This window comes from Marinobacter sp. B-12, assembly GCF_056857915.1.
Window position 1 is genome coordinate 55507 of record NZ_JBSXOB010000065.1, and the last position, 14471, is coordinate 69977.

Annotated in this window: 12 protein-coding genes and 1 pseudogene; 10 read left to right on the forward strand and 3 right to left on the reverse strand. The window is 57.0% G+C overall.

Annotated elements, in window-relative coordinates; all coding sequences use genetic code 11:
- Positions 1-64: 64 nt before the first annotated feature.
- The 4 genes from htpG (at position 65) to AC13D2_RS20930 (ending at position 4302) form a co-directional block, all read left to right on the forward strand.
- On the forward strand, positions 65-1957 hold the full coding sequence (htpG, locus tag AC13D2_RS20915; RefSeq protein WP_482939113.1) for a molecular chaperone HtpG: 1893 nt from the start codon (positions 65-67) through the stop codon (positions 1955-1957).
- A gap of 9 nt (positions 1958-1966) precedes the next feature.
- Positions 1967-2185 carry a DUF2835 domain-containing protein gene (locus AC13D2_RS20920; RefSeq protein WP_300496799.1) on the forward strand — a complete coding sequence of 73 codons (219 nt, stop codon included), beginning with the start codon at positions 1967-1969 and terminating at the stop codon, positions 2183-2185.
- Positions 2186-2261: 76 nt separating this feature from the next.
- On the forward strand, positions 2262-3227 hold the full coding sequence (locus tag AC13D2_RS20925; protein WP_300496802.1) for a tRNA dihydrouridine synthase: 966 nt from the start codon (positions 2262-2264) through the stop codon (positions 3225-3227).
- Between the two features lie 109 nt (positions 3228-3336).
- Complete coding sequence (locus tag AC13D2_RS20930) at positions 3337-4302, forward strand: MBL fold metallo-hydrolase (protein ID WP_292046160.1); 966 nt, start codon at positions 3337-3339, stop codon at positions 4300-4302.
- Between the two features lie 21 nt (positions 4303-4323).
- Here AC13D2_RS20930 and AC13D2_RS20935 read toward each other — a convergent pair whose 3' ends face one another.
- Positions 4324-5340: a class I fructose-bisphosphate aldolase gene (locus tag AC13D2_RS20935; RefSeq protein ID WP_300496805.1), complete on the reverse strand. Its 1017-nt coding sequence runs from the start codon at positions 5338-5340 to the stop codon at positions 4324-4326.
- Positions 5341-5639: 299 nt separating this feature from the next.
- Between AC13D2_RS20935 and katG the strand changes: the two genes are divergently transcribed.
- Entirely contained in the window at positions 5640-7853 is a 2214-nt protein-coding gene (gene katG, locus AC13D2_RS20940) for a catalase/peroxidase HPI (RefSeq protein WP_300496808.1), read from the forward strand.
- Positions 7854-7949: 96 nt separating this feature from the next.
- A complete protein-coding gene (locus AC13D2_RS20945; protein ID WP_292046155.1) occupies positions 7950-9017 on the forward strand; it encodes an endonuclease/exonuclease/phosphatase family protein in 1068 nt (355 codons plus the stop codon).
- Between the two features lie 38 nt (positions 9018-9055).
- On the opposite strand, the gene AC13D2_RS20950 is transcribed toward AC13D2_RS20945, so the two are convergent.
- Positions 9056-10021, reverse strand: a complete 966-nt coding sequence (locus AC13D2_RS20950) for a zinc-binding metallopeptidase family protein (RefSeq protein ID WP_292046154.1) — start codon at positions 10019-10021, stop codon at positions 9056-9058.
- Positions 10022-10158: 137 nt separating this feature from the next.
- On the opposite strand from AC13D2_RS20950, the gene AC13D2_RS20955 reads away from it, so the two are divergent.
- Positions 10159-10572: a MarR family winged helix-turn-helix transcriptional regulator gene (locus AC13D2_RS20955; RefSeq protein ID WP_482939114.1), complete on the forward strand. Its 414-nt coding sequence runs from the start codon at positions 10159-10161 to the stop codon at positions 10570-10572.
- A gap of 41 nt (positions 10573-10613) precedes the next feature.
- Positions 10614-11492: an alpha/beta hydrolase family protein gene (locus tag AC13D2_RS20960; protein ID WP_292046150.1), complete on the forward strand. Its 879-nt coding sequence runs from the start codon at positions 10614-10616 to the stop codon at positions 11490-11492.
- 40 nt (positions 11493-11532) lie between these two features.
- On the opposite strand, the gene AC13D2_RS20965 is transcribed toward AC13D2_RS20960, so the two are convergent.
- Positions 11533-12825, reverse strand: a complete 1293-nt coding sequence (locus tag AC13D2_RS20965) for a cation:proton antiporter (RefSeq protein ID WP_292046147.1) — start codon at positions 12823-12825, stop codon at positions 11533-11535.
- Positions 12826-13168: 343 nt separating this feature from the next.
- Between AC13D2_RS20965 and AC13D2_RS20970 the strand changes: the two genes are divergently transcribed.
- Both AC13D2_RS20970 and AC13D2_RS20975 read left to right on the forward strand, forming a co-directional pair.
- Entirely contained in the window at positions 13169-14080 is a 912-nt protein-coding gene (locus AC13D2_RS20970; RefSeq protein ID WP_292046145.1) for a pirin family protein, read from the forward strand.
- Between the two features lie 78 nt (positions 14081-14158).
- Positions 14159-14335: pseudogene (locus AC13D2_RS20975) on the forward strand (LysE family translocator); the annotation flags it as partial.
- Between the last annotated feature and the right edge of the window lie 136 nt (positions 14336-14471).

Consider the following 14471-nt stretch of genomic DNA (forward strand, 5'->3'; position numbering starts at 1 on the left):
TTTGGAAAAGTTTACCCAGCCGCACCGCTCCTCCGAACCTACACAGCAGGAGATGAAACAAGCCATGACGGTTGAATCGCAAAAAGAGACCCTGGGTTTTCAGACCGAAGTTAAGCAACTGCTTAACCTGATGATCCACTCCCTGTACTCCAACAAGGAAATCTTCCTTCGTGAATTGATTTCCAACGCGTCGGATGCAGAAGACAAACTGCGTTTCGCTGCCTTGAAGGACGACAGCCTGTTCGAAAGCGATCCGGAGCTGAAAATCCGCCTGGACTTCGACGCAGAAAAGAACACCGTCACACTGACCGATAACGGTATCGGCATGAACCGGGACGATGTTATCCAGAACCTGGGCACCATCGCCAAGTCCGGCACTGCGGAGTTTCTCAAGCAGCTTTCCGGTGATGAGAAGAAGGACAGCAAGCTGATCGGTCAGTTTGGTGTCGGCTTCTATTCCTCATTCATCGTGGCCGATTCCGTGGAAGTGTTTACCCGCCGCGCCGGTGCACCGGTGGAAGAGGGCGTTCACTGGCAGTCTGCTGGCGATGGCCAATTCACCATTGAGAACGTGGACCGGACTGAACGCGGTACGCAGATCGTCCTGCACCTGAAGGATGACGCCAAAGAATTTGCCGACGGTTTCCGTCTGCGCAACCTGGTGAAGAAGTACTCCGACCACATTTCTTTCCCAGTGGTCATGAAGTCCGAATCCGAGGAAGAGGGCGAAAAGGGCGAATATGAAACCGTCAACGACGCCACCGCCCTGTGGACACTGTCCCGCAGTGAGATCAAGGACGAGGAGTACAAGGAGTTCTACAAGCACATTGCCCACGACTTTGAAGACCCGCTGACCTGGTCCCACAACAAGGTTGAAGGTAAGCTGGATTACACCAGCCTTCTGTATGTGCCTGGCCGTGCGCCGTTTGACCTGTATAACCGGGAAGCGCCCCGCGGCCTGAAGCTATACGTGCAGCGCGTGTTCATCATGGACGACGCAGAGCAGTTCCTGCCGCTGTACCTGCGCTTCACCAAGGGCGTGATTGATTCCAACGACCTGTCATTGAACGTCTCCCGCGAGATCCTTCAGAACGACAGCACGGTTGAAAGCATCCGCACAGCGGTGACCAAGCGAGTTCTGGATATGCTGTCCAAGCTGTCCAAGAAGGAGCCGGAGCAGTACCAGAAGTTCTGGAATGAATTCGGCACTGTGCTGAAGGAAGGCCCGGCAGAAGATTTCAGCAACCGCGAGAAAATCGGCGGCCTGCTGCGCTTTGCATCCACTCACACCGGTGAGCAGGCGCAGACCGTGTCTCTGGATGACTACATCGGCCGGATGAAGGAAGGCCAGAGCAAGATTTACTACATCACCGCCGACAACTTCATGGCCGCCAAGAGCAGTCCACACCTCGAAGTGTTCCGCAAGAAGGGTATTGAAGTACTGATCCTCTCTGACCGCATTGACGAGTGGATGATGGGGTACCTGAACGAGTACGACGGCAAACAGTTCCAGGACGTTGCCCGTGGTGATCTTGACCTTGGCGAAGTGGAAACCGAGGAAGACAAGAAGCACAAGGAAGAGGCTGCCGAGGAGCACAAGAACCTGCTGGAGCGCATCAAGACGGCACTGGAAGACCGGGTACAGGAAGTGCGGGTAACCAACCGCCTGACCGATTCACCGGCCTGCCTGGTGGTTGGTGACTTCGATATGGGTGCCCAGATGAAGAAAATCATGGAAGCCGCGGGCCAGAAAGTACCCGATAGCAAACCGATTTTCGAAATTAACGTGGAGCACCCGCTGGTTCAGCGCCTTGAAAATGAGCAAGGCGAGGATCGCTTCAAGGAACTGTCAGCGGTACTGCTGGACCAGGCCACATTGGCCAGTGGTGAACAGCTGCAGGATCCGGGCGCGTATGTAAGCCGCCTGAACCGTCTGCTGCTTGAGCTTGCCAACTAAGGCCGCCTGATGCAGCAGATTATCGTGGACGTCAATATCAGCCCTGATGAGTGGATCAAGCTCTATCAGGGTTCGGCGACGGACGTTCACACCACGGCCCGGGACGGGCGCTCCGTCCGCTTCCCGGCCCGTATTCTCTCCCGATTTTACCTTCGCGACGGTGTCCAGGGCAGTTTCCGTATCCTGTTTGACGACCAGGGCAAGTTCGTCAGCGTGGAGCGCCTGTAATTCCGGCCTACCAACGCCCCTGAAACTTCTCTACAATTCCCACCCGTTTATTCCTTGAACAATTCGTGGAGCCCTGATGCGAATAATCCTTGCCCCAATGGAAGGGCTGGTTGATGCACCTATTCGAGAGACACTGACAGCCGTTGGTGGCATCGACCGGTGCGTAACAGAATTTATTCGCGTGACGCAGGGCATGCTGCCGCCCCGTATTTTCTACAAGTACGCCCCGGAACTGCACAACGGATGCGAAACCCGGGTTGGCGTGCCGGTGGCTGTTCAGCTATTGGGCTCAGACCCCGTCCAGATGGGCCGGCATGGCGCCAAGGCGGTGGAGTTGGGCGCAACACAGGTTGATATCAATTTCGGTTGCCCCGCGAAGACTGTGAACAAACACAAGGGTGGTTGTGTGCTCATGCGAGAGCCCGAGTTGATGCAACAGATTACGGAGGCGGTTCGTGCTGCCGTGCCTGCCCATGTGCCGGTGACTGCGAAAATGCGTCTGGGCTACGATGACCGTTCGATGGGCGTTGCCTGTGGTCAGGCCCTGGAAGCGGCCGGCGCGTCTGAAATCGTGGTTCACGCCCGCAGCAAGGTGGACGGCTACAAACCGCCGGCCTATTGGGAAGACGTGGCGAGGGTCAGGGAAGCGGTCGATGCCCATGTGATCGCCAACGGCGAGATCTGGACCGTGGCGGATTACTGGCGTTGCCGAGAGGTCTCCGGCTGTGACGATGTGATGATTGGACGTGGGCTGATCGCCCGGCCAGATCTGGCACGGCGGATTCGTGCCAGCCAACTCAAGGAATCGGTGGCGGATATGACCTGGCCCGAGGTGGTCAGGCTGGTAGAAGGCTACGCCGTTGCGCTGCAGGAACGTCTTGAAGACAGGTTCGTGACCGGCCGTATCAAACAATGGCTGAACTATCTGCGTGGCGGCTACGCGGAGGCCCAGAGGTTATGGCCCGAAGCCAGAAGAATCCGTGATGTGGCACCCATGCTGGCCTGCCTGAAACAGCCTGTCCCGGTTACCGAAGCCGCATAGATCTATTCACTTTTACCACTCAGGAATCCCATTCTCCAACTACACTGCTATGGAGTGACGTGTCCATCGTATTGGCCATGGTACCGCCAAAAAGCGTGGGGAGGGAGAAATGAACAACGCCTGCAAGAGCCTGGTTGCTGCCTTTCTGGCAAGCGCCGTATCGTTGTCGGTTGCCGCCGAGTCCGTCAAGGTTACCCCGCTTGGGAGCCATGATGGCGAATTCTGCGCCATGGACCGGGCGCTTATTTTTGAAGACCCCAATGGCACCCGTATTCTCTATGACGCCGGTCGAACCGTCGCTGGTGCCGATGATCCGCGATTAGGCAACATTGATGTGGTGCTGGTATCCCACGTCCATGGCGACCATGTGGGAGATCGCCATATCCGCGATGTCAATCAGGGCAGCTGTGGTGGGCCGGAGGTTCCGGTGGTGGTGCTTCCCGAGTCCAATTCCGTGAACATTGCCGCCGCCAAAACGGCAAAGATCGTAACGGGGAGCGAAATGCCGGCCTTTTTTGCCAGCAAGCTCAAAAGCGTGGAGGGTAATCCAGAGGACTCCCTGTTGGTGAGGTTCGGGGCTGAACGGGTGGTGGGCGGTGTGGCCATCACGACCGTGCCCGCCGTGCACAGCAACGGCTTGTCGCCGAGTTTTCTCACCGGTCCGCTGGCGGAATACCTGAAAGCGGCGGGCGTTGGCGCCAGTGTCGGGCCGCCCACCGGCTACGTGCTCACGTTCACCAATGGCCTGGTGGTTTACCTGTCCGGCGATACCGGTATCACCGCTGAGCAGAAACTGGTTGTCAAAGACCACTATGGTGCCGGTCTCGTCGTTCTCAACATCGGTGACACCTACACCACGGGCCCGGAAGAGGCGGCCTACGTGGTGAATGACCTGATACAGCCAAACGCAGTGATTGCATCCCACGCCAATGAAGCCGCCACGCAGGAGGGCATAGTCCGGGACGGAACGCGCACCAGGCAGTTTATCAGCCTGTCCTCAGTGCCCGTTCACGTTCCCTTGAGCGGAAAAACCATGAGCTTTGATGGCTCCGCCAATTGCACCGATGGTTGTTGATAGGAAGGCTGGCCGTAGCGGTCAGCCCTCCATTTCCGACGAATACTGCCCCAGGGCGGCCAGGCTGTTCAGCTTGGCACGCTTAACCATTGCCGCCTGGGCGGCTTCGCGGTTGGAGGAAATACCCGCCCAGGCTTTCTGGGCCGGCTCCTGAAGTGCCCGCCCGTAGGAAAAACTGAGCGTCCAGGGCAGGGCCGGGCCACTGTTCATGGCGTTCAGGTTCAGGGTCGCTTCCGCCGGTGTCTGGCCACCGGACAGGAAGTTGATGCCGGGTACCGCTGCCGGCACCACACGCCGGAACACTCTCAAGGTGTGTTTTGCCACGTCCTCCGGGCTTGCCTTCTGGCCATTGGCGTTGCCGGGAGTGACCATGCTGGGTTTGAGAATCATAGTCTCAAGCTCAACGTGATGGCGCCGCAGAGCCTGAAATACCTCGTTGATAACGGCCTCATTCACATCCGCGCTACGCTCGATGCTATGGTCGCCATCAATCAGAACTTCCGGTTCCACGATGGGCACCACTCCGCAGGACTGGCAGATGGCGGCGTAGCGTGCCAGTACCTCCGCATTTGCCTCAATGGCGGCGCGGCTGGGGTTGGTATCGGTGATGTGGTAGACGTTCCGCCACTTGGCAAACCGCGCACCAAGTTGCTTGTAGTCTTCAAGCCGCTGGGCCAATCCATCCAGGCCCTCGGTAATCTCATCCCCGGGGGCATTAACCATCGGGCCCTTGCCCTTATCAACCTTAATGCCGGGCACAATGCCCTGTTTTGCAGCTATCGAAGGGAGGCTGGCGCCATCGTCCGCGTGCTGCCGCAGGGTTTCCTCGAACAGAATCACGCCACTGACATACTCTCCCAGCCCCGGCGCACCCAGAATCAGGTTGCGGTAGTGTCGTCGGTTTTCTTCGGTGGACTCTACACCAACCGCCTTGAACCGTTTGGCGATGGTTGGGTTGCTCTCGTCCGCCGCCAGAATGCCCTTACCTTCGCAGACCAGTTCACGGATGGTGCTTTCAAGCTGTTCCTGAGTGTTCATCCAAAACTCCCGTCGCTATGCCAGTGAACGTTTCAAACTTTAGTTTCTAACTATGAGTGTTCAGTATAGATCTTCAGCAACCAGATCACAGTTATCAACCGGTAACTCGCGGGAGATATTACGATAAACAAAAACTATTATATTGGTACGAAAAAACAACCTGCGTTAATAGTGAAAAATGGGAGTACATTGACTAGATTGGTAGCTGATTGGTTCCGTTTGTCAGTGCAACAATGATCAATGCAGCAACGATCAATGAAACAACGAAAGAGATGGTAGCAACCCAAGGAGAGAGTGATATGAGCGGAAACGAAGGTAAATGCCCGGTGATGCACGGGGCCCGCACAAAACTGCAGGATGAAGGCCCGGGTGTGCACGATTGGTGGCCGAACCAACTGAACCTCGGTATTTTGCACCAGCACAACCCCAAGTCGAACCCGTTGGGGGAAGACTTCAACTACGCGGAAGAATTCAAGAAACTTGATCTGCCTGCGGTCAAGAAAGACATAGAAACCGTACTGAAAGACTCACAGGACTGGTGGCCCGCCGATTATGGCCATTACGGTCCGTTCATGATCCGTATGGCATGGCACAGCGCCGGTACCTATCGAACCGGTGATGGTCGCGGTGGTGCCGGTACCGGCAACCAGCGTTTTGCGCCCATCAACAGCTGGCCTGATAACGGCAACCTGGACAAGGCCCGCCGCCTGCTATGGCCTGTCAAGCAGAAGTACGGCAACAAGCTGTCCTGGGCCGACTTGTTTGTACTTACCGGCAACGTGTCCCTCGAGTCCATGGGCTTCAAGACCTTTGGATTTGCTGGCGGTCGCGAGGACATTTTCCAGCCCGAGGAAGACATATACTGGGGTGCGGAAAGGGAATGGCTGGCCACCAGTGACAAGCCGAACAGCCGTTATTCCGGCGATCGCGATCTGGAGAATCCACTAGCTGCGGTACAGATGGGGTTGATCTACGTGAACCCGGAAGGCCCGGATGGCAATCCCGACCCGCTGGCATCGGCGCGTGATATTCGCGAAACCTTTGCTCGAATGGCGATGAATGACTATGAAACAGCGGCCCTGACGGCTGGCGGTCATACGTTTGGTAAGACCCACGGCGCTGGTGATCCCGACAAAGTCGGTCCAGAGCCGGAAGCAGCGCCAATAGAAGAGATGGGACTGGGCTGGAAGAGTAGCCATGGCAGCGGCAAGGGTCGTGATGCTATCACCAGTGGTCTCGAGGGCGCTTGGACACCCACCCCCACCAAGTGGGACATGAGCTATTTTGAGGTGCTATTTGGTTACGAATGGGAACTGACCAAAAGCCCGGCCGGTGCCCAGCAGTGGCAGCCAAAAGGATTAACCGAGAAGGACATGGCACCTGATCCGGAAGATCTGTCCAAGCGGGTTCCGATCATGATGTCCACCGCCGATATGGCGATGAAGCAGGACCCGGAGTACCGTAAGATTTGCGAACACTTCCATAAGAACCCGGAAGAGTTTGCAGATGCCTTCGCCCGTGCCTGGTTCAAGCTCACGCACCGCGATATGGGCCCGAAAGCCCGCTATCTTGGCCCGGAAGTGCCGGCCGAGGACCTGATCTGGCAGGATCCTGTGCCGGAGGTCGACCACGAACTGATCAATGGCCAGGACATTGCTGACCTTAAGAGCAAGATTCTGGGAGCCGGCCTGTCGGTATCCGAGCTGGTTTACACAGCGTGGTCTGCCGCGTCGACGTTCCGTGGCTCCGATCTGCGCGGTGGGGCCAACGGCGCCCGCATTCGCCTTGCTCCCCAGAAAGACTGGGAGGTGAACGAACCGCAGCAACTGGCGAAGGTGCTTCAGGCTCTCGAGGGCATCCAGAAGTCCTTTAACGATGCCCAGTCAGGCAACAAGAAGGTGTCCCTGGCTGACCTTATCGTGCTCGGCGGTAACGCCGCCGTTGAGAAGGCTGCCAAGGATGCGGGCCAAAGCATTGACGTGCCGTTCTCACCCGGACGCACCGATGCCACCGATGACCAGACGGACGTTGAAGCCTTTGACTGGCTCAAGCCCGAAGCGGACGGCTTCCGCAACTATCGCCGCGCGGCGTTCACCGTTTCCGACGAGGAAATGTTGATCGACAAGGCTCAGTTGCTGAATCTGAGCGCTCCGCAGATGGCGGTTTTGGTGGGCGGCCTGCGTGTACTGGGTGCGAACTACAAGCAGTCCAAACACGGCGTGCTGACCAACTCGCCAGGCAAGCTCACGAACGATTTCTTCGTGAACCTGACCGACCTCAACACCGAGTGGAAGCCTACGTCGGCTGATGCAGACGTGTTTGAAGGCCGGGACCGCAAGTCTGGTGATGTTAAGTGGACAGGCACCCGGGTGGACCTGATCTTTGGCTCGAATTCCCAGCTTCGTGCAATTTCGGAGGTGTACGCCCAGGGTGACGCCAAGGAGAAGTTTGTGAAGGACTTCGTGGCGGCCTGGAACAAAGTGATGAACGCTGATCGTTTCGATCTGTCGTAAGTGTTGTAACTTGCCGACGGATGCAGGGGAGGGATCCTGTGCATCTGTTGGTTTTGTTGTGTAGGTTGACAAGTCGGCAACGTTCAGGAGGACCGTTTGATTACCTACACATTATTAGCGATAGCACTGGTGCTTTTCACCGTCACCGTACTCGGAAGGGTGCGGCTTCACGACTGGTGGGTACGTGCCTGTGAGTTTCCCCGTGTTCAGATAGCCACGCTTGTTGCCGTGACTGCGGCGGCAGCTTTGGTGTTCGGGGACGGTGAATTACGGTTATGGGTGATCGCACTCTGTGGGCTCGTACTGGTGTTGCAGTTGTACCGAATCCTGCCCTGGACGCGGTTTTGGCCCCTGCAGGTTCAGGTTGCCGAGCCGGGAAATGCGGATCGCTGCGTTACGTTAATGGTTGCGAATGTACTAACCCCCAATCGCAACAGCGAAGGCCTGCTTCAACAGGTACGGGATTGGCAGCCGGATATGTTGCTGACTCTTGAATCAGACCAATGGTGGGGTGAGCAACTGGATGCCGAGTTGGGAGACAGGCATACGGTCATTCGTATACCGCAGGACAACCTTTACGGGATGCATCTATACTCCCGCCTGCCTCTGGAAGAGGCAGAGGTAAAGTACCTTATCCAGGATGATATCCCTTCCATCCATGGCTGGTTGAAGTTGCCCAGTGGTGACAGGGTACGCTTTCATGCTCTTCATCCACGTCCGCCTGCGCCGAGTGAAAGCGAGGAATCCATCTGGCGGGACGCTGAACTGCTACTGGTAGGGCGGGAGGTTGACAAGGATGGTTACCCCGCCATCGTTGCCGGTGACCTGAACGATGTTGCCTGGTCCAGAACCACCCGCTTATTTTGTCGTATCAGCGGTATGCTGGACCCGAGGCGTGGCCGGGGCACGTTTAATACCTTCCATGCGGAGCGTTGGTATCTCCGCTGGCCTCTGGATCATGTATTCACCACGGAGCATTTTACCCTCAAACAGCTCCGTCGCCTGGAGGCTTTCGGATCAGATCACTTCCCCATACTGACAACCCTGTGTTTTCGTCCCTCACGTAAGGATGAGCACGACGTTCCCGAAGCCGACGGAGAAGAGGTTCAGGAAGCCAGGGAAAACATCCGTGAAGGGAAAGTCAGAGAGCAGGACGATAACTGATCGGCCGCGGATGTGGCGGCCGATAAAGTGGCGCGACGCTAGAGCCCCTGCGCTCCACGTCTGAGCCAGTCGTGCACGAACGCCAGCTTGTGGCGCGCAAAATCCGACAGAACAAAGGGATACAGGTCCGACAGGCCCATCGACCGGTTTACGTGGTTCACGCCCATGGCGATGGACGCGGCGATATGGATCAGTCGCTGGGCATCGGGTTCCGAATAGGGATCCCAGTTCCGGTCTGGCACCTCCGGAGAGGTTAAGCCGGAGGCCACAAAACTGTCGGTCAGATCCGTCAGGTGAAGCAGGTGCGCGGCCGTCTCGGCCCAGTCTTCGTGGGGATGAGCTGAGGCATAGCTGGTAAGGTAGTACAGCTTCCAGTCCTGGGGCGGACCATTTTCGTAGTGATGCTGAAGCGCTCCGGGATAGCTGATACGTTCGTCGCCAAACATCGCCCGGAACGCATCCAGGAAGTCCTCACGCAGACTCAGGCGCCACCACAGCATGTGGGCAATCTCATGTCGCATGTGGCCAATCATCGTTCTGTAGGGCTCTTCCAGCGCCTCCCTGCGGGTGGTGCGTAGTACCGGGTCTGCCTCCGCCACGCTGATGGTGACAACGCCCTGGGCGTGGCCCATTGGTACGGGAGTGGGGCCCTCTGCAAGCATATGGAACACCGGCCGAGCGCCAGGGTCTTCCGGGCGAAACCAATGCCAGCGCCCAAGATTGTCGATCACCCAGCGTTTGGCGGCCTCGGTTTGCGCCCAGTTGGGGATGGCGTTGGCGATGGACGGGTCTGGTGCCAGGGCCGTCATGGCACAGGCACGGCAGAAGGCACCTTGCTCTGGTGCAATCCAGTTGCAGCCAATCACATCCCTGTTAGCGCAAAAGGGCGGCATCGGCAAAAAAGCTCGTGCCTGGGGGTCGTAGGCCACCGGGGTACCATCAGCCGTGGCAAGATTGTCAAACCAGAGAGAGCCGGAACCGACGGGGTTGGCGAAAACGCGCATAAAGAAAGATTTCCTGCGGAATGGACCTCGAGTATAGGAATTGATCGCGCCGAATGTCCAACGCCGAATTGAGAGTCTTGTCAGTTACTTCACATGTGCAGTATATTTGATTCACATGTGAAATAACTGGCTGACAAATGGACAAACGTTTTTTCTATCTGCTCAACAAGGCCCGCCATCGGGTATACAAACACGCTGACCAGCGCAACGAAGACGCGCTGGGAATTTCGGTAACCCAGGTGGGGGCGCTGTTGCTCGTTGCCGGCGACGAAGGATGTCTGTTGAAAGATCTCGCCCACAGCCTTCATTTGAACAGTTCCGCGTTGACGGGGCTGGCTGGGCGGATGGAGAGCAAGGGCCTGTTGGAGAGGCGAACCTGCGACAGGGATGGCCGCGCATCCCGTTTGTATCTCACCGATGTCGGGCGCGAGAAGATCGAGAGCGCCAAACCGCTTATCACGGAATTGAACAACCGCATGACCGACGGTTTTAGTGATGAAGAAGTGACCGTCATCCTCAAGTTCCTCAACTATCTCGCCAACGATTTCTGACGTCCGTAAAGGTTGTTAGACAAGTTACCAGGAGAATCATTATGAGTGCCAGGGAGTCTTCATTACCCCCAACGAGTAGACAGGATGTGCCAGTCACGACACCGGGCGGTCATCGAATCCACCTCCGGGTATTTCCTGCGGATCAGTCCAGTTCGGTCGTCATCGTCGCTGGCGCCATGGGGGTAGGGCAGCATTGCTATGAGAAATTCGCGCGTTACCTGAGCCGCCAGGGCTTTACCGCCATAACCTTCGACTATTCCGGTATGGGCGCCTCCCTGCAAGGCCATCTGCGGGACTGCCCGGTCAACGTGACGGAGTGGGGGAGCGAGGATTGCCGGGCGGTTATAGACTTCGCCCGGCAGCATTATCCAGGGCAGCGCCTTCAATGGATTGGTCACAGCGTTGGTGGGCAGTTGCTGGGCATGACACCCAATGTAAACGAGCTGGATCACGCGGTCACCGTTGCCTGTGGCAGCGGTTATTGGCGTGAGAACTCACCGCCTACCAAACGCATTGCCTGGTTTCTGTGGTATTTCATGGCGCCTGTCAGCGTGCGGATGTTTGGCTATTTCCCCGGTAAGCGCCTGAACATCGTGGGTAACCTACCACCCAATGTGATACGCCAGTGGCGGCAATGGTGCCTCAACCCGGAATACGCGGTGGGTAAAGAAGGCCAGGCATTACGGGAACAGTTCGCTGCGGTGCAGGTGCCGATATCGGCCGTGGCTTTTACCGACGACGAGATGATGTCCCGACGTAACGTCGATTCGCTGCACAGTTTCTACACTCAGGCGGCTGTCACCATGCACCGGATTGATCCGAAGGATGTTGGCGAAAGCCGCATTGGCCACCTTGGCTGGTTTCGTGAGCAATACCAGACGTCGATCTGGCAAAACACGCTGTTGCCCCTGCTTCGCTAGTCGACGTGTATTTTCGGCCTCGCTCGCGGACACGGACGTTTTAGTGCATTGATTTACGCGCCCGCCAGAAGCGAGCAATGGCGGGTTTAACGCTTACGCCATGAATAAGGATCGACAAGGCAACCACCACCAGGGTCAGGTGAATCAACTCCAGGGCGATGTCTTCTGGCAGTCCATGTTGGATGGCGTACATCAGATAGTAGAGAGAACCAATGCCCCGCACACCGAACCAACCCGCGAGATTTCGCAACCTGATTGGCGCCTTGCTGCCGAGCAGGCCGAGGTGAACACTGATGGGGCGGGCGACGAAGAACAGAAAGGCGGCGAAACCAACCGCGCGCCAGCTCCATGAATCCCAGAACAGGGAGCCGCCAATCAGCAGAACCAGAACGATTTCGGCCAGCCTCTCCAGATGTTCGTTGAATATCAGGGAGCTTTGATGCACATGGGCGATGGCTTTCGGTGCCTCGCCCGGATAGCTTTCTCCGGATGTTGTATCCGAGTAGGACTGTTTAAGGCCGGCCAGCTTCAGCTCGGTATGCCGCAATGCCACTGCCGCGCTGAACACCGCCAGAAATCCCCAGGCATTGACCAGAAGACTGACGCCATAGGCAAACGCAATCAGGCCCAGCCCAAGGAAGCTTTCGAGAAACTCGGACTGGGTGAACGTGGAGCGCAGTTTCTGAACCAGCCAACCGACCAGGCAGCCGGCCACAATACCGATGACGATTCCCGCGCCGCTGGCCCATACAACGTCAACCGCGAACCAACGCCACCCGACATCGCCCAGATCATGCAAACCTAACAGTCCGAGCCCCAGCATCACGAAAGGAAAGGCGCTACCGTCGTTCATTCCCGCTTCGCTGGTTAATGCAAACCGCAGCCGGTCAGGATCATCGGCATGTCGAACCTGTACTTCGGTGGCAAGTACCGGATCGGTGGGGGCCACCACCGCACCAAGCAGTACGGCGGCACCAAGGGGTAGGGCGAGCCAGAAGTATCCGAACAGCGACACAATACCCACGGTTAGCGACATCGACACGACCGCCAGTCTCAGGGGGTAGCGCCAGCGCCTGAAGGTCACCGGAGCGGGCATTTTCACGCCAGCGCAATACAGCGAAATCAACACGGCGATTTCTGTGAGCAGTTCCAGCAGTGCCGATTCTTCAAGTGGGTTGAAATGAAACAGGCCAAAGCCCATCGGGCCAACGATAAAACCGACCAGCAGGTACACAATGGCTGACGTGGCAGGCCCGTTTTTAATGTAGGACGAAGTAAAGCCTACTAACAGAAGGAGTGCGCCCAGTAATAGAAACCAGGTAGCGGTCGTCATAGGCGGCTCAGAAATACATTGGTGAGTGATAGCGCTGCATTAATCTGGACGAATAACGCAGCACTCCCGATCTGAATTCTGCCAGCGAAACCTGGCGGGTTTCCTATACGGTTCAGTAATCACAAGTGGATACCAGCCGCCTCAAGGTGGTCGCGGTAAAATGCCTGTTCCATCTTCGGTGCGACTTTGTGCATGGTGGCCGTGGCGGGCCAGTTACCCCTGTCCTAGCGATTGTAGACACGTTGAGATTAACAAATACATCCGTAGCTGTATTGGATAGTTGAACATCTCAGATATTCGGGGCAATGTGGATATTCCGGAACAGACGCATAGGAGCGGTGCCGTGAGTAATGTACTGGAGTCTGCAGAACAGGTTTGTGATGCCATAACTGCACCCTGCAGCGCGATTGAAACCATACTGAGCCCCCGTATAACAGACCTGGGGGGATTCTCCGTGCGTCGCCTGTTGCCAACCGCAAAACGGAAAATGGTTGGCCCCTGGATTTTCTTTGACGAAATGGGGCCGGCGGATTTTGCAGCGGGGCAGGGTATCAACGTTCGCCCCCATCCACACATCGGTATTGCGACGGTGACCTACCTGTTCGAGGGTGAGATTTTGCATCGGGACTCTGTCGGTAGCCTGCAGCCGATCCGCCCGGGTGATATCAACCTGATGGTGGCTGGCCGTGGCATCACCCATTCTGAACGCGAACGCGCTGCGATCACGGTGGAAGATCACCGGCTTCACGGTCTTCAGCTCTGGCTGGCACTGCCGGAAGAGCACGAAGAAACCGACCCTGCGTTCCACCATTATCCAAGCGATGATATTCCCTCGTTAGACGTTCACGGTGTGCCTGTGCGAGTGATGATCGGCAATGCCTACGGGGTAGCGTCACCGGTACGCCGGTTCAGTGACACCCTCTACCTGGAAGCCACTCTCACGGCGGGCCAGAGCCTGGAATTGCCCGATGTGCAGGAACGTGCCGTTTACGTTGCCCAGGGTGCCCTGACCGCCCACGGCGTGGAACTTCCAACTCACAGCATGACGGTGTTTTCGCAGCAACCTGGCGCATCGGTGACCGCCAGTGAAGACACTCGTATTGCCGTTATCGGCGGAGAACCGGTAGGCCGCCGGTTTATCGAGTGGAACTTTGTATCGTCCCGGAAAGAACGAATCGAACAGGCCAAGGACGATTGGCGGGCAGGGCGGTTTGATAAGGTAGTTGGGGACGAGGCGGAATTTATTCCGTACTAGAGAACCGCAATTCTGTTCAATACCCGCTTCGGCGTTCAGGGCAAACTCCGCTCATAACCTGAACGGAGAATACCATCCATGAGCCTTTCCCTGATTCTGCCCATGTCCGCGTTTGCGTTGGCGGCGTCCATTTCCCCAGGGCCGGTCAACCTTGTTTGTCTGAGCAGTGGCACCCGCTATCCGGTTTCCCGGGGGCTGATCTTCGTAACCGGGGCAACCCTGGGCTTCATCGCACTGTTCGTTGCCGTGGGGCTAGTGTTCCGTGCGGTTAATTCGCTGACTGATATCGGTTACAATGTAAGCCTATCGATCAACAAGAATAGGTTTCCACTGTGCCCAAACCTGCAGCGCCCTTTAACCTGACGGTACACGATCAACTGGAGCTCGAAGG